The organism is Tamaricihabitans halophyticus (assembly GCF_004340875.1).
In the GTDB taxonomy this organism is placed as follows: domain Bacteria; phylum Actinomycetota; class Actinomycetes; order Mycobacteriales; family Pseudonocardiaceae; genus Tamaricihabitans; species Tamaricihabitans halophyticus.
Genome location: NZ_SLXQ01000007.1, coordinates 105,389 through 123,880, shown reverse-complemented (window position 1 = coordinate 123,880; position 18,492 = coordinate 105,389). Strand labels below are relative to the sequence as shown.

Here is an 18,492-nt window from a genome sequence, read left to right as displayed (position 1 = left end):
CCACAAACGCCCCACTGTTAACAGTGGCACCAGGAGAAACTAGCGCATCGGCAAGCTCATATACCTCATCTGAGTACATTCCCGTGGACAAAGATTGACCAATTCGCCCTCGTCACATAGGGGGCGTTCGCCGCGTAGGACTACCTGCGAAGATGTTTGTCGTGCGGTGGAAAATCCTGCCGATCTCGGCGTGTATGGCCGGCATTGGCCTACTTGCTCTGGTGATCGGCTGCTTTCTGCCCTGGTCACGGTCCGGCAATGTGCTGCGCAACAGTTACCAGTCACTTGGCTTACTGCGGCATTTCGAGTTATTCGACAATGGTCCGCTCGACGTGTTCCTTGGCGTATGGATCGCGATCGCCCCGGTAGCCGCGCTGTGTATCGCGCTGTTCGCACTCCGTCTACGGCGAACCGCCGCTGGGCTTCTGGTGATTTTATCGATTCTGACTGGAACCCCCTCGGCCATCGCGACCGTCCAACCCACCAACGAGGAAGCGTTGATCGGCCTTGCCAACAGTGGCCCAGTAACCACCGTGCTTGGTTCGATAGTCGCCTTCCTGGGGGCGATCGGCATATTTCTCGGCCATCGGCTGCGACGCCAGACGATGGCCACACGTAAGGCAAGAGCAGGAGTGAACAGGTGACATATCCCGGTTCTGGCGGCCAGTGGCAGCCGCAACAGCCGCCCCAGTACCCGCAGCAGCAGTACCCACAGCAGCCCGGCTGGCAGCAGGGCCCCCCACCGGGACAGCAGCCGCCGCCTGGGTACCAGCCGCCGGCACAGTTCGGCGCCAACCCACCTCCGCCGCAGGACCCCGGTGGTTTCCCGCAGCCTGGCGCGCCCGAACCACCAAAGCGCAAGCGGACCGGCCTGATCATCGGCGTGATCGTTGCCGTTGTGGTGGCCGCGGGCGGTATCACCGCCGGCATATGGGCGCTGAACAGCTCAAACAATGTGGCGGCCGGCGCGGCGAACCCGACCGAAGCCGCCACGAATCTGGTGAACTCGGTCGGCAATGGCGATGTGGCCGGCATGCTCACTTCGCTCACGCCGGGTGAAGCCGAGTTGGCCAACGACATGATGAATGACACGGTCGATGAGCTGAAGCGCCTCGAGGTGCTCTCCGATCAGGCTGATCCGAGCAACGTCAGTGGCATTGAGCTCAAGTCGGAGAACCTCAAGTTCGACGAGAGCGCCGAAGAGAAGGTGAACGACCGGGTCACGATCACCAAACTGGTCGATGGAAAGCTCACCGTCTCGGCCGATCTCAGCCAGATTCCGCTTGCCGAGGGGTTCATGCAGCAGGTCGCGCCCGAGGGGCTCCCGACTGGTCAGCAGACCCAGACGATCGACATCGGGCAGCAGGTGCGCAGCAGTGGCGAACCGATCCGGATCGCCACCGTGCAGACCGATGACGAATGGCACCCGAGTCTGTTCTACACGGTCGCGGACTACGCGCTCACCGAACAAGGCATGTCCTGGCCCAAGGACCAGATCGCGCCGAAGGGCGCGGACTCGCCAGAGCAGGCCGTTGAAGAAGTGGTCAAGGCGGCGGGTAGCGCGGACGTACAGCGCATCATCGAACTACTGCCGCCGGACGAGATGGCGGTGCTGCACGACGTCGGCCCGCTCCTGCTCGATGCCATCGGCTCTGGCCCGGCGGGCCCGCAGCTCGACGTCAACGCGCTGGAGACCAGCACCGAAGAGGTCACCGGTGGCACGAAGGTCATCGTGACCAGCTTCGATGGCACGGTCAACGGCCAGCAGATTCAAGCGCGGCACGCGGGTGACTGCATCGAGATCAATATGCCCGGACAGCAGGGCAAGATGTGTGGCGACGACCTCGCCGCCGAGATCCAGCAGGACGAGACGCTGCCGCCGCAGGTCGCCGACACCCTGAGCCAGGTTTTCGGCAAGCTCATGTCCGAGGGCATGGGCGTGGTCACCACCGAGGTTGACGGCAAGCACTACCTGAGCCCGATGCGCTCGATGGGCGAGAGCGTGCTCACCCTGCTGCGCGCCTTCGAGCCGGCGGACATTCGCGAGCTGATCACCGCGGTGAACTGACCGCTGGGCGAACCGGCACTACTGGCTGGCACAACTGAATAGCAGCACTACTGAGCGGCTCGACCTGGGTTTCCGGGTCGAGCCGCTTTTGCGCGTGCCGGCTTGACCCACAAAACAGGACAAGCGTACTGTTTAGGTTGATGGGGGCTGAGTCGGCGCTCCCGCGCCGGGTGCGCGAGACTCGCCCACTGGGTTCTCAGTGAACGTGGAGCTGAAACCCCGAACTGACTTGTTGCGAGCACACCAGCCGCGAGATGGAGTTAACGTGACAGCACCGGCGAGCAAGGACAGCTTTGGCGCCCGCGACACACTGCGGGTAGCGAACGAGGAGTACGAGATCTTCCGGCTCAATGCCGTTGAAGGCGCTGGGCGCCTGCCGTACAGCCTCAAAATTCTGCTGGAGAACCTGCTCCGCACCGAAGACGGGCAGAACATCACCGCGGAACACATCCGCGCGCTGGGTAACTGGGATGCCAAGGCCGAACCCGCGACCGAGATCCAGTTCACCCCAGCCCGGGTGATCATGCAGGACTTCACCGGCGTGCCCTGTGTGGTCGACCTGGCCACCATGCGCGAGGCGGTCCGCGATCTGGGTGGCGACACCTCCAAGGTCAACCCGCTCGCGCCCGCCGAGCTGGTCATCGACCACTCGGTGATCATCGATGTGTTCGGGCGCCCGGATGCCTTCGAGCGCAATGTCGACTTCGAGTACGGCCGGAACAAGGAGCGCTACCAGTTCCTTCGCTGGGGACAGACCGCCTTCGACGAGTTCAAGGTCGTCCCGCCCGGCACCGGCATCGTGCACCAGGTCAACATCGAGTACCTGGCCCGCACCGTGATGGCCCGCAACGGTCAGGCCTATCCGGACACGCTGGTCGGTACCGACTCGCACACCACGATGGTGAACGGCCTCGGCGTACTCGGCTGGGGTGTTGGCGGGATTGAGGCCGAGGCCGCGATGCTTGGCCAGCCGGTCTCGATGTTGATCCCACGCGTGGTCGGGTTCAAGCTGACCGGCGAGATCCCGTCCGGCGCGACCGCCACCGACGTGGTGCTCACCATTACCGAGATGCTGCGCAAGCACGGCGCCGTCGGCAAGTTCGTGGAGTTCTACGGTGCCGGCGTCGCCTCGGTGCCGCTGGCGAACCGCGCGACCATCGGCAATATGAGCCCCGAGTTCGGCTCCACCGCGGCGATCTTCCCGATCGACGAGGAGACCTTGCGGTACCTGAAACTGACCGGCCGCTCCCCCGAGCAGCTCGAGCTGGTGGAAAGCTACGCCAAGGAACAGGGTCTCTGGCACGATCCCAGCCACGAGCCGGACTATTCGGAGTACCTCGAGCTGGACTTGTCCACTGTGGTCCCGTCTATTGCTGGCCCGAAGCGCCCGCAGGACCGGATCGCGGTCTCCGCGGCGAAACCGTCCTTCCGCTCGGCACTGCCTGACTACGTCGGCAACGGCCACGGCAACGGCGGGGCGCTGGATGAAGCTGGGTCCGAGTCGTTCCCGGCGAGTGACTCGATCGCGGTCGGGCACGATACGGCCGCGGACAAGCCGAAGGTCGCCTCCGCCGCGCAGGGTGCGAACGGCAGGGCTAGCGCGCCGGTGACCGTGCGGACCGAGGATCGTGGGGAGTTCGTCCTTGACCACGGGGCAGTGGTGATCTCCTCGATCACCTCGTGCACCAACACCTCAAACCCTTCGGTGATGATCGGTGCGGCGCTGCTCGCGCGCAACGCGGTGAACCGCGGCTTGTCCGTGAAGCCATGGGTGAAGACGTCCATGGCGCCTGGCTCGCAGGTGGTGACCAACTACTACGACCGAGCTGGCCTGTGGCCGTATCTGGAGAAGTTGGGCTATCACCTGGTTGGTTACGGCTGCACGACCTGCATCGGTAACTCCGGGCCGCTCAGCGACGAGATTTCCGCGGCTGTCAACGACAACGACCTCGCGGTTGTCTCGGTCCTGTCCGGGAACCGGAACTTCGAGGGCCGGATCAACCCGGACGTCAAGATGAACTACCTGGCCAGCCCGCCGCTCGTGATCGCATACGGGCTCGCAGGCACGATGGACTTCGATTTCGACCGGGATCCGCTCGGGCAGGACGAGCACGGTAAGGATGTGTTCCTCGCGGATATCTGGCCGACTCCGCGGGAAGTTCAGGACACGATCGATTCGGCGATCACCCAGGAGATGTTCACCAGCGACTACGCGGATGTGTTCACTGGGGACGAGCGGTGGCGCTCGCTGCCCACTCCGGAGGGACAGACCTTCGAATGGGACGCGCAGTCGACGTACGTGCGCAAGCCCCCGTACTTCGATGGCATGGGCTTGGAGCCGGCGCCGGTCACGGATATCGCCGGGGCGCGGGTGCTTGCCCTGCTTGGTGATTCGGTCACCACTGACCACATCTCCCCCGCCGGCGCGATCAAGGCCGACTCCCCCGCCGGTAAGTACCTGACCGAGCACGGGATCGAGCGCAAGGACTTCAACTCGTACGGTTCCCGGCGCGGTAACCACGAGGTGATGATCCGCGGCACCTTCGCCAACATCCGGCTGCGCAATCACCTGCTGGACGCGATCATCGATGGTGGCGTGCAGGGTGGCTACACCCGCGACTTCACCCAGGATGGTGGGCCGCAGGCGCATATCTATGACGCCGCGCAGAACTATGCGGCCGCAGGTACACCGCTCGTCGTGCTGGGCGGCAAGGAGTACGGTTCGGGCTCGTCCAGGGACTGGGCAGCCAAGGGCACCTCGCTGCTCGGAGTTCGCGCCGTGATCACGGAGTCCTTCGAGCGGATCCACCGGTCGAACCTGATCGGCATGGGGGTTATCCCGCTGCAGTTCCCCGATGGTGAGTCCGCGTCCTCGCTCGGCCTGGACGGAACCGAGGCCTTCGATATCGCCGGGATCACCGAATTGAACAATGGCGCGACCCCCCGCTCCGTGCATGTCACCGCGACAAAGGCGGACGGCTCCACCGTGGAGTTCGATGCCACCGTCCGGATTGACACGCCCGGCGAAGCGGACTACTACCGCAACGGCGGAATTCTGCAGTACGTGCTGCGCAAGATGATCAACGCCTGATTTAGTAGTAACCATCAAGGCCCTGCGCCCGTACCACACGGTATGGAGCGCAGGGCCTTTTCAATCTGTCCACGCTAACCCTAAAGAACGCGGTCACGCGCAGCCACCGCAAGATGCCTAAAGAATGCGGTTCGGCGAGCGCCCCCGCTCTGGGTGAATCCGACCCGAACAGTGCCCTTCGTATTGCGATATCTCCTACGATTCGGGCGACTGATCGACAAGGGAGGGACAGGTACGTGGCACTGCCAGTAATCAAGTCGAGGGCCGACCATGGCTAACACGGGTAAGGACCTTGGCGCCGACCTTTACGCCCTTGAGCAGGCTGCCAAGTCAGACCTGCCAACCGTGGCCGATGACTACGACAGTGCGATAGGCAAATGCAACGGCGCACAACAGGCGCTGGACGGCATCGCGGCGGTTCCCGACCAGTTTGTTCCCGATAACGGCGCGGTCCTCGACAAGTATGGCGCGACGCATGAGGCCATCCTGGCCGTGTTGCGCGAGACAAGAAGCGCTCTCGACGAGACTGCGCTAGCGCTGGCCGAAGCGGTGAGGCTCTACGCGGCAGATGATGGTGCTGCCGCAAGCGAATTCCGCAGACTCTTGGATGACCGCGGCGAACCGAAACCGGAGTGAAACCATGAGCGCCGGCGACCTGATGCAGCAGGCACAAGAGATCGAAAACGAAGCAATTAAAGCTGCCCAACTGGAAATGGCGCAAGCGACCGGCGGCCGCAGCGCAACATACACGTACGAAATGGTAGAACAGCAGTACCGCGGCACGATCGGCCCACATTTCGAAGCGTTCAGCCGCATGCCGGATCCCAGCTCGTACGACGGGCCCATTGAGGACCTCACCGCCGCGATGACGCAGCTGTCACCTGGCGATATGCAGGATCCAGTGAGCGACAAACCGATCCGGGCCAACCGAAACCTGGAACGGATCGGATCCGCCGGGGGATGCTCTTCTAGGCTGGACCGGAGCAGCTGCCGATGCATTCAAACGCAACTTCCTCGACCCATTTCCGGCCGTCGCCACCAATCAATTTCTCATTCTTGCAATCATGAAAGGCGCCCTCGAAGCAGACCGTGAACGCTGGGCGCGAGCACATCGAGATATCGCACTAATAATCGAAACAAATTTCGCTGGATTGGATAATGTATCCAGCACAGGAAAGAGCGACCTATCTTTTCTCTTCACCGTAGTCGGTGCCGTCGTGGCCATTGGCGGCATTCCGCTTAGCGGGGGCGCATCGACCGGTCTTGCCGCCGTGGGCGCGGCCGGAGCAGTCGGCAGTGCCGGCGTAGCGGCTGACGATCTCCGCAGAGACAAGGCCGGCGGGTCGACCGAGCAGGTCGTCAATTCCATGAAGGAGGCGATCCAGGAACTCAGCCAGGAAATAAGGTCTTCTGGACAGAAAGTCAGCCACGCGTTGATAAGTGCGACAAACGAGGTCCAGAAGTACAAGGACTCCTTCGTGTCTGAACGACCGACGATGGCCGGCATGACAGGCAAGAGCCTAACCAGCGACGAAGGCCTTGGGCGATCTAACTAAGCGGGAGTGACGAGATGGGCCAGTTGGCCGAACGCCTGAACGGTATCCGAGTCCACGCCGCCGCGCCTGGCATCGACCTCGAAGGCGAGCTACGTAATCGCACCGAGATCACACTGTCTTTCGGTGAGAGTGTGTACGAATTCGTTAATGAAGCCGCACTCGAGCGGGCATTGGCAAGCCTGGCTCGACTGTTGTATACCGGGTGGCTAAGACAGTATCGCGAGGCTATTAGTACGACAAATCTTAATATCTATCCCAACGATCAACATGACTTCAACTTTCGTGATGAAGCCGATGCCGTCGAAGCCAGCGGAGAGTCCAGCGATCGCCGGATCACGTTGTCGACCGTAGGAATGCGAAGTTTTTCGGCGGAGATTCAACGCGGTACCGTACGTGAACTGAGCGAGCGCGGCTTCATCGCGAACATCGCCGAAGCAGCGCCACGACTAATTGAGGACTACCGGGCCAAAGTGACCGACATTAAGCGGCGGTACTACGGATGATCAAACGTGCTTTATGGGCCGGCGTCACCGTGCTAGGCGTGGCTGCACTCTCAGCAGCGTGCGACTCCGACCGACCACAGGACATCACGCTCGACGACGTGCAGGCCTGCGACCTGATCCCCCAAGCAGACCTGGCAACACTACAGGTCACAGCAAAACCAAGCTCGGTCGACGTAGTTGAAGGCGCGGACATGGAAGGAAACACCTGTATTTACTCGCCAGCGAACTCGAATGTCGTAAGTGTGAGTGTCGTGACGAACCATGGAGTTGACCGTTGGACCGACGGATCCCAAAAGAACGCAACGTCGACTGACGTCCATCCAGTCGACGGGTTTCGCACCATCCGGGTGACCTACTTCGAGAGCGGGCCGCACGACCCGTGCACCTTGTACGTCGATGCAGCCAACGACCAATCCCTCAAGATCAGCGCCGGACCCAACACTGACGACGAGCCCCGCACCTGCGACCTAGCTCGTCAGTTCGGCAACGCCGCGATGAGCGCGCTCACCCAGTAACCCGCGACACGCAGTACGTACGTACTGATTGCACCAAACGGCCGCCGCTGCAACGATCATCGGATGCCACGGGTCAGCCAGGACCATCTCGACGCGCGCCGCCAGCAGATCCTCGACGGCGCCCGGTCATGCTTCGCACGTCACGGCTACGAGGGAGCAACGGTACGCCGGTTGGAAGACGCTATCGGACTCTCCCGAGGTGCGATCTTCCACCACTTCCGCGACAAGGAGTCGCTGTTTCTCGCGCTCGCCGAGGACGATGCGCAGCGAATGGCCGCTGTGGTCGCCGAGCAGGGACTCGTCCAGGTGATGCGCGATCTACTGACTGGTCCGTCCGGACAGCGCACGGCGGGCGAGGTGCCGCCCGCTGCCTGGCTGGGCACCCGCCTCGAGGTGTCCCGCCGGCTGCGCACCGATCCCGATTTCCAGGCCCGCTGGGCCGAGCGTTCCCAGCAACTCACCATCGCCACGCGCAACCGGCTACTTCGGCAACGCGAAGCTGGCAAACTCCGCGACGATATCGACGTGGACGTGCTCACGTCCTTTCTGGAACTTGTCCTGGAAGGACTGATCTCCTACCTCGCCAAAGGACTACCGGCCGACGACCTGGAACCCGTGCTCGATCTCGTCGAGGAAAGCGTCCGCCGGCACCGCAGAGAGGCCAGCTAGCCCGGCGCCGACACGAGCTCCTGCGGTTACGCCGAGCTGTGAACCCTGTTCACTGGCGCTTGCCATACCGTCGGTATGTGCTGCACGATCGAAGTGGGTGACGCGCGAGGAAGGGTGCACGGCGATGTCAACTCGGCTTGGTCTAGGCAACGAGATTCGAACCCGCGGCATGCTGCTGGCCGGCAACGGACTTCAGAAGCTGTTCGCGCTGGCTGGAGACCCAGACGCGCGCCTGCTCGGGGTGAAGCCCGCCGCCGACCCCTATCCGCTGTACGAGAAACTCCGCGCGCGTGGACCGCTCAGCCAGAACCGGATGGGCTTCTATCTCACCCCCACACACGAGCTGGTCAGCGCGATGCTTCGGGACCAGCGCCTGGGCACCACCAGCAGCGCCGCACTGGACGGAGTGCGCTGGCAACGACATCCCGAGGACGAGCAGCTTGTGCACCCGGTGGAGCACTCCCTGCTCACCATGAACCCGCCCGAACACACGCGGCTACGAAAAGTTGTTGCGCCGTGGTTCACGCCGCGCGCCCTGCGCGACCGAACGGACCGCGTCGAGCAGACGGTCACCGAGTTCCTCGACGAGATCGGTGACGGCGAGTTCGACCTGGTCCGGGACTTCGCCATTCGGGTGCCCGTCCGGGTGATCTGCGACCTGTTCGGCATCTCCGATGATCACCGGGACGCGTTCAGCCGCTGGGGCACGGTACTGGCCGGCACACTTGACGGCATTCGCACGATCCGCGAGCGCCGCGCGGTACGCGACACGCTCGTCGAGATGACCGCCTTCTTCGACAACCTGGTCGAGCACCGCCGGACACATCCGGGTACCGACGATGTGGTCACCGGACTCGTGCGCGCCCGGCCGGACGGGGCCGCGTTGAACCGTCGCGATCTCGTCGCGCTCGCCGGCCTGCTGCTCGGCGCCGGTTTCGAAACCACGGTGAACCTGATCAGTAACGGCGTCACCGCCTTGCTGGCCAATCCAGATGCGAAGCGGCTGCTCATCGAGGAGCCGGACCGCGCCGCGGATATCACCGAGGAAGTACTCAGATTCGATCCCCCAGTACAGGTCACCGGCCGGTTGACGCATGAACCGGTGGAATACGGCGGCACCAGAATCCCGGCCAACCGGCTGATCGTGCTGTTTCTCGGCGGGGCCAACCGCGACCCCGCGGTATTCGCCGAGCCAACCAGATTCGACGCGGATCGGCCGAACAACCGCGAGCACCTTGCCTTCTCCTCTGGGATTCACTACTGCCTCGGTGCCGGGTTGGCACGGATCGAGGGCGAGGTTGCGCTGCGCGAGCTGTTCCGCAGGTATCCCCACCTGCGCGCCGCCGGCACGCCGCTGCGCAGGGAAGGTCGCACCATCCGCGGCCTGCGGAGCATGCCGATGCACACCGGCGTACCGCGCAACGTCCTCGCGCGCCGCTAGGGAGCTCGCCACGGCGCACGGCAATCGTGGGCACGGGGTGACACGATTTGGCATCCCCTTGCCGCCCCCGTTGATCAGGCCTGTCAGGGTGTACGCATGCGCCTACTCGAAGCACACGGCATGGCAATGGCCGCCTTTGACCGCGTGGTCCACGAGGTCACCGAACCGCAGTGGACGCTGCCTACCCCGTGCTCCGATTGGAATGCCGGAGATCTCGTCAACCATTTGGTGGCCGAGCAGCTATGGGCGCCGTGGCTGCTGCGCGGATACACGCTCGCCGAGGTAGGTGACCGATTTGACGGTTGGCTACTCGGGGACGATCCAGTTACCGCCTGGGAACAGGCATCCGCGGTGGCCCACGCGGCATGGCGTACTCCCGGCGCGCTCGACGGCGATGTCCATGTCACCGGCGGGCAACTTCCGGCGGAAACCTATGGCTGGCAGATGACCTCCGATCTGGCGGTACACAGCTGGGACCTCGCCATGTCGATCGATGCCAGCCAGCCCATCGAGCCCGAACTCGCCACAGTTCTGCTCGCCCAACTCGAACCCCAGCGCGAGCTGCTGGTGGAGTCCGGTTTGTTCCACGCGCCAGTCCAGGTTCCGGACTCGGCAACGGAGCCCGAGCGGCTACTTGCCCTGCTCGGCCGCGACCCGGCGAAGCCCCTGGGATGAGTTCGCGGCACTAGAATGATGGGCGCCGACCCATCACGAAGCAGCACACGAGGACCTATTGACCGCCGCGTTGGCCGAACAGGAGTGGACCGCGCGCGAAGCAGCGCATTTTCGCCGTATCCGAGCATGGACCGGACCACATCGTGCCCGGCAGGCAGCCGGGCGAACGCATCCGATCCTGGACTTCCTGTTCACCTATTACCCGCACCGACCATCGCTGCTCGAACGATGGCATCCAGGAACTACGCACCTGCTGGCGGGCACGGCGGCCCGACGGTTCCTGAGCCGGCCTGGCTATCGCCAGTACGGCGAACTCGTCGGCCTCGACCCCGTCGCGTTCACCGAATCCCGCCGCCGTACCGCGCGCTTCATTCACGGCCTGCTCACGGCGACCGCCGAGCGTCCAGCACGGCTGAACTGCTTCGGAATGCACGAGTGGGCCATGGTGTATCGCACCGAGGACGTCCGGCACACCGCGCTGCCGCTGCGGCTCGGCCGGCAACACACCGACGACCTGGTCGAACGACTGCCGATCCGCTGTAGCCACGCGGATGCGTTTCGGTTCTTCAGCGCGCCCGCCAGGCCGCTGAACAGCCATCAGCCGACGCGTGAGCAGCAGGTCGAACTTGAGCAGCCCGGCTGCCTGCACGCCAATATGGACCTATACAAGTGGGCCGCCAAACTCGCCCCGTTCGTCACCGCCGAGCTGACCGCGGACTGCTTTGAGCTCGCCGCCGAGATTCGGATCCTCGATATGCGCGCAGGGCCCTACGACCTCAGCGCCTACGGTTACTCAGCGGTTCCCATCGAAACCACCGAAGGCCGCGCGCACTACGCCGCCGAACAAGCCGCGTTCGCCAGGCGCGCCGCCCCACTACGATCCGCGCTGATCGAGGCCTGCGAAAGTCTCCTACACTGGTCGAGCGCACAGCCTTAACTCACCTGGCGATCGAGACTACTCCGCGTGTTCAGATTTACTGAACCGTTATCGCCTGTTAGCGTTATCGATGTCGGTCGCCACTCGGCTGCGGGATGGCGCCCGGATCGGGGTTACCGAACGCAGCCTTGAGTGACGAGAGGACGGGGCATGGGGCGGCATAGCCTGGCGCCTTCAAGCGAGCGTAATTCGACCAGTCAGCCGTCGCCGCAGCGATCCGCGCGGCACCGTGGCGCCTCGGGTTCATTTCGTCGTGGTGTTGCCCGGTGGCCCATCGCTCTGCTGGCCATCGTCGTGCTCGGCGCCGCTGGCTGGTTCGGCTGGGCCTGGGCGAACGGTGAGGTGAACCAGCGCGCCAACGCCGCGGCCGCGGACTGCCAGGAAGGTCCCGCTGCCCTGCGAGTCGCCGTCACCCCGGAAGCCGAGCGCACAGCCACGGCCGCGGCCAAGGTCTGGAATCAGCAGCGGACCGTGGTACAGGCCCATTGTGTTCAAGTAAACATCGCGGCCATCCCGGAGAAAACCGTCCGAACCGCGCTGGAGAACGGCTGGGATTCCGCCGATCTTGGCGAGCGCCCGCAGGCGTGGATTGCCGATCAGGGATCGATCACCGCGGACTTTGTCGATCGGCGCCCGGAGCTAGCCGGCTCGACTCCCGAACAGCTCGCTGGTGGCGACGGAGCCCAGTATTCCTACGTCGCACTCGCCGGCGACGAGGTCAGCGCCGTGCAGGCACGCGCCGCACAGCAGTTTCTGAGTTTCGCGCAGGGCCGCTGACCGGCTCGCGGCCAGCGGCCCTGGTGATCAGTTCAGGTCGTCGGGATTCGGGCCGAGGCGGTTACCACGGTCCAGTGCGCTGATCGCGGCAACGTCGTCAGCGGTGAGTTCGAAGCCGAACACGTCGAAGTTCTCCACGATCCGGGTCGGCGTCACCGACTTCGGAATCGCGATATTGCCGATCTGCAGGTGCCAGCGAAGAGCGACCTGCGCAGGGGTCCTACCGTACTTCTCGGCAATCGTGACCAACGCGCCTTCGGCGAGCAGTCCACCCTGTGCCAGCGGGCTCCATGCTTCGGTGGCGATGCCTTGCTTGGCGTGGAACTCACGCAACTCGGCCTGCGCGAAATCGGGGTGCAACTCGACCTGGTTCACCGCGGGCACGATTTCCGTTTCCCGCAGCAGGCGCTCCAGGTGTGGCACATGGAAATTGGACACGCCAATCGCGCGTATCCGACCCTCGCCGTAAAGCTTCTCGAAGGCACGCCAGGTGTCCACATAGCCGTCCTGTTTCGGCGCCGGCCAATGAATCAGGTAGAGGTCGAGTACCTCCAGCCCGAGCTTGCGCATGCTCTCGTCAAAGGCGCGCAATGTTGAGTCGTACCCGTGCTCGGTGTTCCACAGCTTCGTGGTGATGAACAGCTCGGCGCGATCGATGCCCGATTCGGCGATCGCCCTACCGACGCCCTCTTCATTGCCGTAGAGGGCCGCGGTGTCGATGCTCCGATACCCAGCGCGCAGGGCATGGCCAACGGCGACGCTGGTCTCCTCGGGTGGTACCTGCCATACGCCAAACCCGAGCTGCGGAATCTCAACGCCGTTGTTCAGCGTCTTCGTGGGAACATTGCCCATCGAGGTTGTGCCTCCAAAACTCGATCGTTACTGCCATTTCGCACAACACCTGCGATCGGTGCGATAATTCCAGGTCAGACGTCCCCTCGCCGGGTGATCCAGAGGACAATCCAATGATGGACAAAGTTCGCAGAATCGTCGGTTTCACGGGCGCGGCGCTACTCGGGGCCGCGATCGTCACCGAGATTGGCAAGGAACCAGCCGATCGAACCTGGGAAGGCACGATCGCCGGACTGGTGCCCTACGACCTTCGCCGGCCCACCCTCGAGCGGGTCCGCGAACGTTGCTGGAATCCGACCGAACCGCGAATCCTGGCGCCGCACGTGTTTGGCGTCGGCTGGTCTGTCAACTTCGGCTACCTTGCACGCAAGCTTCGACTCACTCGCGACTGACCCGGGTGCCGCCGCGCCAGACCGCTCGCACCCGCTGGTCGAGCGCGGCAACATCCGGTTCGGTACCGTTCAGCAGCACGATATCGGCCCGCATTCCGGCCGCCAGTACGCCACGATCAGTGGACAACCCCAGTAGACGGGCCGCGTTCACCGTCGCCGCCCGTAACGCGCCCATGGCGCCGAGGCCGGCCTCAGCCAGATACGCCAACTCATGAAGTACCTCGGCATGTGGTTGAACCGGAGCATCACTACCCATCGCGATCGGCACACCGGCGTCTATTGCCAGCCGAACGGACCTGCGGTGTGCCTCGGCCAGATCGCCGTCGTGCCGCGCCGACCCGCCATGTGTGGCCGATAACGTCGGCACGTACCAACAGTCAGCCGAAGCCATCGCGTGCACGGCTGCCTCGTCGAGCCAGACCCCGTGCTCGATGCTGCGCGCACCAGCCACCGCGGCCAGCTCCGCGGCACGAGCCGCGTGTGCGTGCACCATCACCCCGCGCCCGCCGTGCCGGTGCGCCGTCTCGACCAACGCCGCCATCTCCGCCACGGTGAGCTGCACATCATGGGCATCCGGGAACCGGATGGACCCCGTCGCGGTGACCTTGATCCAATCGGCTCCCGCACGCACCATGCGCCGTACCGCCGCACGCGCGCCGACCTCCCCCTCGGATACGGGGTCTGGCATCGCAGGGTCCGCAAAGGAGTCGAAACCACCGAGCCCGAAAGCCCACTGATCACCGATTCCGCCCGTAGTGCACAGCTGCCGCAAGCTGATCAACACCTCTGGGCCGTCGATCCACCCGCTGGCGACCGCGAGTCGAATGCCGGCGTCCGCGCCCCAGGCGTCTCGTACCGTCGTCACCCCCAGCCGCAGCAGCGTGGCCAGCACTGGGACCGCGGACAGCGGTACAGCCGAACGAGGTAACGAGTACGGCTGCGTGGACCCGAGGGTTCGCGAAAGGCATACGTGGGTATGGCAGTCGATAAAGCCCGGCACCAGCAGGCCACCAGCGCAGTCGACCACGACGTCGCCGTCCAGCCCAGTGGCGACCGAGACGATCCGATCCCCCTCGAACGCGAGGTCGCTACGTTCAACGACGCCCGAAAGGACGTCAAGTACGTGGCCCCCGGCAAGTACCGTTCGGGTCATCGGCTCACCCGAGGCGTCCAGGCGTCGCTAGTCTTTCCAGACGAAGCTCGGCGCGCGCTCGAGGATCCGGTGCAGATAGTCCAGGTAATCGGTGGTGTCCTCGAGCTTGAATCGGCCCTGCCGATATGTCCAGATCTCGTTGCCCTGATAAGTGAAGCCGAACTTCTTGACCCTGCCATCGTTGAGCATCCATTCCATCATGCGCGGATGCAGGATGTCGTAGGCAAACTTGTTGTTATCGGTTTTGAGCTTGTATGTCTTGTTGAACTCTTCGCTTTCCAACTGCAGGTCACGAATGCCAACGGCATCCAGCACGCCCCGGAACAGCCCTTCCTTGCTCACTTCGAGAAACGGTCGAGTGGCTGGCAACGAGACGGCGTAAACGTGATAATAGCGCCATTCAGAGTGTTTATGGTCAGACTCGCGCCGGCGACCACCGAGCACGGACGGCAGGTTCAGTGGATGACGTCGGTGTTCCCGTTCCCGCTGACGGCGCCGCTCGTCCTCGTCCATCTTGTACCGGTACTGGAAGGCTATGAACTGCCGATCCCGGTAGGTACCCGTGATGACATGTTCCGCCTTCTCGCTGTTGTGCGATGATTTGAACGGCGCGCCTCGATACGCCCGACACAAGCTCTGCCGCTTCGCTTCGTAGGTCCAGCCGCGCTGCCTCGCCGCCGCGGTCATCCGCGCGATCAGCTTCTTGCGGCGCTGCCAATCCCAATACACGGCTGCACCGATGACTATTACGGCGACGCCGAACCAGACCCAGTCCATCGGACTAGACATAGCCACCCCCATGCGCATGTGATATTGCTGAACACGCTAACGCATGGGGCGACCAGAAGCCGGCTGCCCGTCCCGATACCACCGGGAAATCGGCGTACGGGACGGGCAGCCAAAACAGCTGGGCTGGGCGCCAGCCCGGATCAGCTGGACGAGTACGCCTCCAGTGGCGGGCAGGAACACACCAGATTGCGGTCACCCTTGGCCTGGTCGATTCGCCGTACCGGTGGCCAGATCTTGTCGCGCACGTTTCCACCGGGGAAGACCGCGGTCTCCCTGCTGTACGGATGCTCCCAAGCGCCGGTCAGGCAGGCCGCCGTATGCGGTGCGTTGCGCAGCGGATTGTCGTCGGCAGGCCACTGCCCCGAACCAACCCGTTCCGCCTCCTGCCGGATCGCGATCATCGCCGCGCAGAACCGATCCAACTCGGCGAGGTCCTCGCTCTCCGTCGGCTCGACCATCAAAGTCCCGGCCACCGGGAACGACATCGTCGGCGCGTGCAGTCCATAGTCGGCGAGCCGCTTTGCCACATCGTCCACGGTGACGCCGGTGGCCTTCTGCAACGGCCGCAGATCGAGGATGCACTCATGCGCGACGAATCCACCGCGCCCCGTGTAGAGCACCGGGAAGTGCTCGTCCAGCCGCCTGGCCACATAGTTCGCCGCCGCCACCGCGGTAAGCGTGGCCCTACGCAAGCCATCAGCACCCATCATTCGCACGTATGCCCAGGAGATCGGCAAGATCGAGGCGCTACCCCATGGCGCCGCGCTGATCGGCCCGATTCCCGTCTCCGGCCCAGCATCCGGCTGCAACGGATGATTGGGCAGGTAGGGCGCGAGATGCGCACGCACTCCGATGGGCCCCACGCCAGGCCCGCCACCACCATGCGGGATGCAGAACGTCTTGTGCAGGTTCAGATGGGATACATCCGAGCCGAACTTGCCATACTGCGCAAGGCCGATCAACGCGTTCAGGTTCGCACCATCCACATACACCTGACCGCCGGCGTCATGGACCAGACCACACACCTCGCGCACGGTGTCCTCGTACACGCCGTGCGTCGAGGGATAGGTGATCATGATCGCGGCGAGGTCCATACGATGCTCATCGACGACCTGCTTGAGATGCTCCAGGTCGACATTGCCATCGTCGTCGCAGCGCACCACGATGACGCGCATACCGGCCATTACCGCGCTCGCCGCATTCGTGCCATGCGCGCTCGAGGGAATCAGGCACACGTCCCGCCCGGCGTCCCCACGGTCCCGGTGGTATGCCCGGATCGCTAGCAATCCGGCGAACTCGCCCTGACTACCGGCGTTCGGCTGCAGGCTGACGGCCGCGTAGCCAGTGATCTCCGCGAGCCATCGCTCCAGGTCCGCGATAATCCGCAGAATCCCCTCCGCGTCCGCACTTGGCGCGAAAGGATGCAGGTCCGCGAATTCCGGCCAGGTAATGGGTTCCATCTCGGCGGTCGCGTTGAGCTTCATGGTGCAGGATCCGAGCGGGATCATGCTGCGGTCCAGCGCGAGGTCCGAATCGGACAGCCGGCGCAGGTAGCGGAGCAACGCCGTTTCGGAGCGGTGCGCATGGAAGACCGGATGCGTCAGATACTCGGACTCCCTGAGTAGCTCAACCGGCAGCGCGTCCGGGGTGCTGGCGTCCAGCCCATCCACATCGGACACCGAGGCACCGAACGCCTTCCAGACCAACTCAAGGTGTTCCCTGGTGGTCGTCTCATCACAGGAAATGCCAACCCGGTCGTCGTCGACAAGCCGCAGATTGACCCCCAGGTCCCTGGCTGCCGCGACGATATCCGCAGCACGGCCAGGTACCTCGGCGTGCACCGTGTCGAAGAACTTCTCGTGCACAATGGACACGCCAGCGTCCCGAAGCCCCGCGGCGAGTACCGTCGCCATCCGATGCGCTCGGCGGGCAATCGCCCGGATCCCTTCCGGACCGTGATAGACCGCGTACATCGACGCGATCACCGCAAGTAGCACCTGCGCGGTACAGATATTGCTTGTCGCCTTTTCCCGCCGAATATGTTGTTCCCTGGTCTGTAGGGCGAGTCGATAGGCAAGCGCGCCATCGGCATCCGTACTGACTCCGACCAGCCGGCCAGGCAACTGTCGCTCGATGCCTTTACGCACCGCGAGGTAACCGGCGTGCGGGCCGCCGAAGCCCATCGGCACCCCGAAACGCTGTGTCGAGCCGACCACCGCGTCGGCGCCGATCTCCCCTGGCGGACGCAGCAGGGTCAGGGCGAGCGGGTCAGCGGTGACCGCCACCAACGCTCCCCTGGCATGCGCGTCGGCAATCGTGGCCTCGACATCGCGGACCGCACCGGACGCGCCCGGATACGAGAGCAGTACGCCGAAACAGTCTGGCACGTCCACATCAGCCAGGCCGTTCGACAGGTCCGCGACCACCAAGTGAATGTCCAGCGGTTCTGCTCGGGTGCGGAGTACCGCGATCGTCTGTGGAAGCGTGTCCGCGTCCACCACGAAGGTCGACGATTTGGACTTGCCCGCCCGCCGGATCAGTGTCATGGCCTCAGCCGCCGCCGTCGCCTCATCCAGCATGGAGGCGTTCGCGACCTCGAGTCCGCTCAGGTCGGCAACCATCGTCTGGAAGTTCAGCAGCGCCTCGAGCCGGCCCTGGGATATCTCTGGCTGATACGGGGTGTAGGCGGTATACCACGCTGGGCTCTCCAGCACATTCCGCAGGATCACCGGCGGCGTGACCGTGTTGTAGTAACCGAGCCCAATCATGTGCACCATGGATTGGTTACGAGCGGCCAACGCCCGCAACTCCGCGAGCGACTCCGCCTCCGTGGCGGGTGCCGGCAGGTCGATGGTCGGCTCGGTTTCCGCGATCGATGCCGGGATCACCCGCTGGGCCAGCTCCTCCACCGAGCCAACGCCGATCACGTCGAGCATTCGCGCGAGCTCAGCGGATCGGGGACCAACATGTCGATCCGCGAACGGGGTGCCGTGCTCGAGCGCGGCGAGCGGGATGCGGTCTTCTGCCATTGCTACGCCTCCGCAAAGGTCGGGCTGAACGACGCAGACCAGCGC

Annotated in this window: 18 protein-coding genes; 14 read left to right on the top strand and 4 right to left on the bottom strand. The window is 64.2% G+C overall.

Annotation, left to right across the window (positions count from 1 at the left end; genetic code table 11):
• The first annotated feature begins 161 nt into the window (after window positions 1–161).
• The 13 genes from EV191_RS17100 (at window position 162) to EV191_RS17040 (ending at window position 12,232) form a co-directional block, all read left to right on the top strand.
• A complete protein-coding gene (locus EV191_RS17100) occupies window positions 162–644 on the top strand; it encodes a hypothetical protein (protein WP_132878084.1) in 483 nt (160 codons plus the stop codon).
• On the top strand, window positions 641–2,068 hold the full coding sequence (locus EV191_RS17095; RefSeq protein WP_132878083.1) for a flagellar basal body protein FliL: 1,428 nt from the start codon (window positions 641–643) through the stop codon (window positions 2,066–2,068). The genes EV191_RS17100 and EV191_RS17095 overlap by 4 nt, the downstream gene beginning before the upstream one ends.
• A gap of 265 nt (window positions 2,069–2,333) precedes the next feature.
• Window positions 2,334–5,159 carry an aconitate hydratase gene (locus EV191_RS17090; RefSeq protein WP_132878082.1) on the top strand — a complete coding sequence of 942 codons (2,826 nt, stop codon included), beginning with the start codon at window positions 2,334–2,336 and terminating at the stop codon, window positions 5,157–5,159.
• A 270-nt stretch (window positions 5,160–5,429) separates the two neighbouring features.
• Entirely contained in the window at window positions 5,430–5,795 is a 366-nt protein-coding gene (locus tag EV191_RS17085) for a hypothetical protein (RefSeq protein WP_132878081.1), read from the top strand.
• A 4-nt stretch (window positions 5,796–5,799) separates the two neighbouring features.
• Window positions 5,800–6,252: a hypothetical protein gene (locus tag EV191_RS17080; RefSeq protein ID WP_132878080.1), complete on the top strand. Its 453-nt coding sequence runs from the start codon at window positions 5,800–5,802 to the stop codon at window positions 6,250–6,252.
• Window positions 6,224–6,715, top strand: a complete 492-nt coding sequence (locus EV191_RS17075; RefSeq protein ID WP_132878079.1) for a hypothetical protein — start codon at window positions 6,224–6,226, stop codon at window positions 6,713–6,715. Before EV191_RS17080 ends, EV191_RS17075 begins: the two co-directional genes overlap by 29 nt.
• Window positions 6,716–6,729: 14 nt before the next feature.
• Window positions 6,730–7,218 (top strand): hypothetical protein, encoded by a 489-nt coding sequence (locus EV191_RS17070; protein WP_132878078.1) that lies wholly within the window; start codon window positions 6,730–6,732, stop codon window positions 7,216–7,218.
• A complete protein-coding gene (locus EV191_RS17065; RefSeq protein ID WP_132878077.1) occupies window positions 7,215–7,733 on the top strand; it encodes a DUF3558 family protein in 519 nt (172 codons plus the stop codon). Before EV191_RS17070 ends, EV191_RS17065 begins: the two co-directional genes overlap by 4 nt.
• Before the next feature lie 63 nt (window positions 7,734–7,796).
• Complete coding sequence (locus EV191_RS17060; protein WP_132878076.1) at window positions 7,797–8,402, top strand: TetR/AcrR family transcriptional regulator; 606 nt, start codon at window positions 7,797–7,799, stop codon at window positions 8,400–8,402.
• Between the two features lie 124 nt (window positions 8,403–8,526).
• On the top strand, window positions 8,527–9,843 hold the full coding sequence (locus tag EV191_RS17055) for a cytochrome P450 (RefSeq protein ID WP_132878075.1): 1,317 nt from the start codon (window positions 8,527–8,529) through the stop codon (window positions 9,841–9,843).
• 96 nt (window positions 9,844–9,939) lie between these two features.
• Window positions 9,940–10,518 carry a TIGR03086 family metal-binding protein gene (locus EV191_RS17050; protein ID WP_132878074.1) on the top strand — a complete coding sequence of 193 codons (579 nt, stop codon included), beginning with the start codon at window positions 9,940–9,942 and terminating at the stop codon, window positions 10,516–10,518.
• A gap of 58 nt (window positions 10,519–10,576) precedes the next feature.
• Entirely contained in the window at window positions 10,577–11,455 is an 879-nt protein-coding gene (locus EV191_RS17045; protein WP_132878073.1) for a 3-methyladenine DNA glycosylase, read from the top strand.
• Window positions 11,456–11,605: 150 nt separating this feature from the next.
• Entirely contained in the window at window positions 11,606–12,232 is a 627-nt protein-coding gene (locus EV191_RS17040) for a hypothetical protein (protein ID WP_132878072.1), read from the top strand.
• Window positions 12,233–12,259: 27 nt separating this feature from the next.
• On the opposite strand, the gene EV191_RS17035 is transcribed toward EV191_RS17040, so the two are convergent.
• Entirely contained in the window at window positions 12,260–13,084 is an 825-nt protein-coding gene (locus EV191_RS17035; RefSeq protein ID WP_132878071.1) for an aldo/keto reductase, read from the bottom strand.
• Between the two features lie 113 nt (window positions 13,085–13,197).
• On the opposite strand from EV191_RS17035, the gene EV191_RS17030 reads away from it, so the two are divergent.
• The gene (locus tag EV191_RS17030) at window positions 13,198–13,476 is read left to right on the top strand and encodes a hypothetical protein (protein ID WP_132878070.1); all 279 of its coding nucleotides are present in this window, start codon (window positions 13,198–13,200) and stop codon (window positions 13,474–13,476) included.
• On the opposite strand, the gene EV191_RS17025 is transcribed toward EV191_RS17030, so the two are convergent.
• The 3 genes from EV191_RS17025 to gcvP form a co-directional block, all read right to left on the bottom strand.
• Window positions 13,463–14,629 carry an amidohydrolase family protein gene (locus EV191_RS17025; protein ID WP_132878069.1) on the bottom strand — a complete coding sequence of 389 codons (1,167 nt, stop codon included), beginning with the start codon at window positions 14,627–14,629 and terminating at the stop codon, window positions 13,463–13,465. The two genes, EV191_RS17030 and EV191_RS17025, sit on opposite strands and share 14 nt — an antisense overlap.
• A 27-nt stretch (window positions 14,630–14,656) precedes the next feature.
• Complete coding sequence (locus EV191_RS17020) at window positions 14,657–15,406, bottom strand: DUF3137 domain-containing protein (protein WP_165912986.1); 750 nt, start codon at window positions 15,404–15,406, stop codon at window positions 14,657–14,659.
• A 152-nt stretch (window positions 15,407–15,558) separates the two neighbouring features.
• Entirely contained in the window at window positions 15,559–18,447 is a 2,889-nt protein-coding gene (gcvP, locus tag EV191_RS17015; RefSeq protein WP_132878067.1) for an aminomethyl-transferring glycine dehydrogenase, read from the bottom strand.
• Window positions 18,448–18,492: the final 45 nt, after the last annotated feature.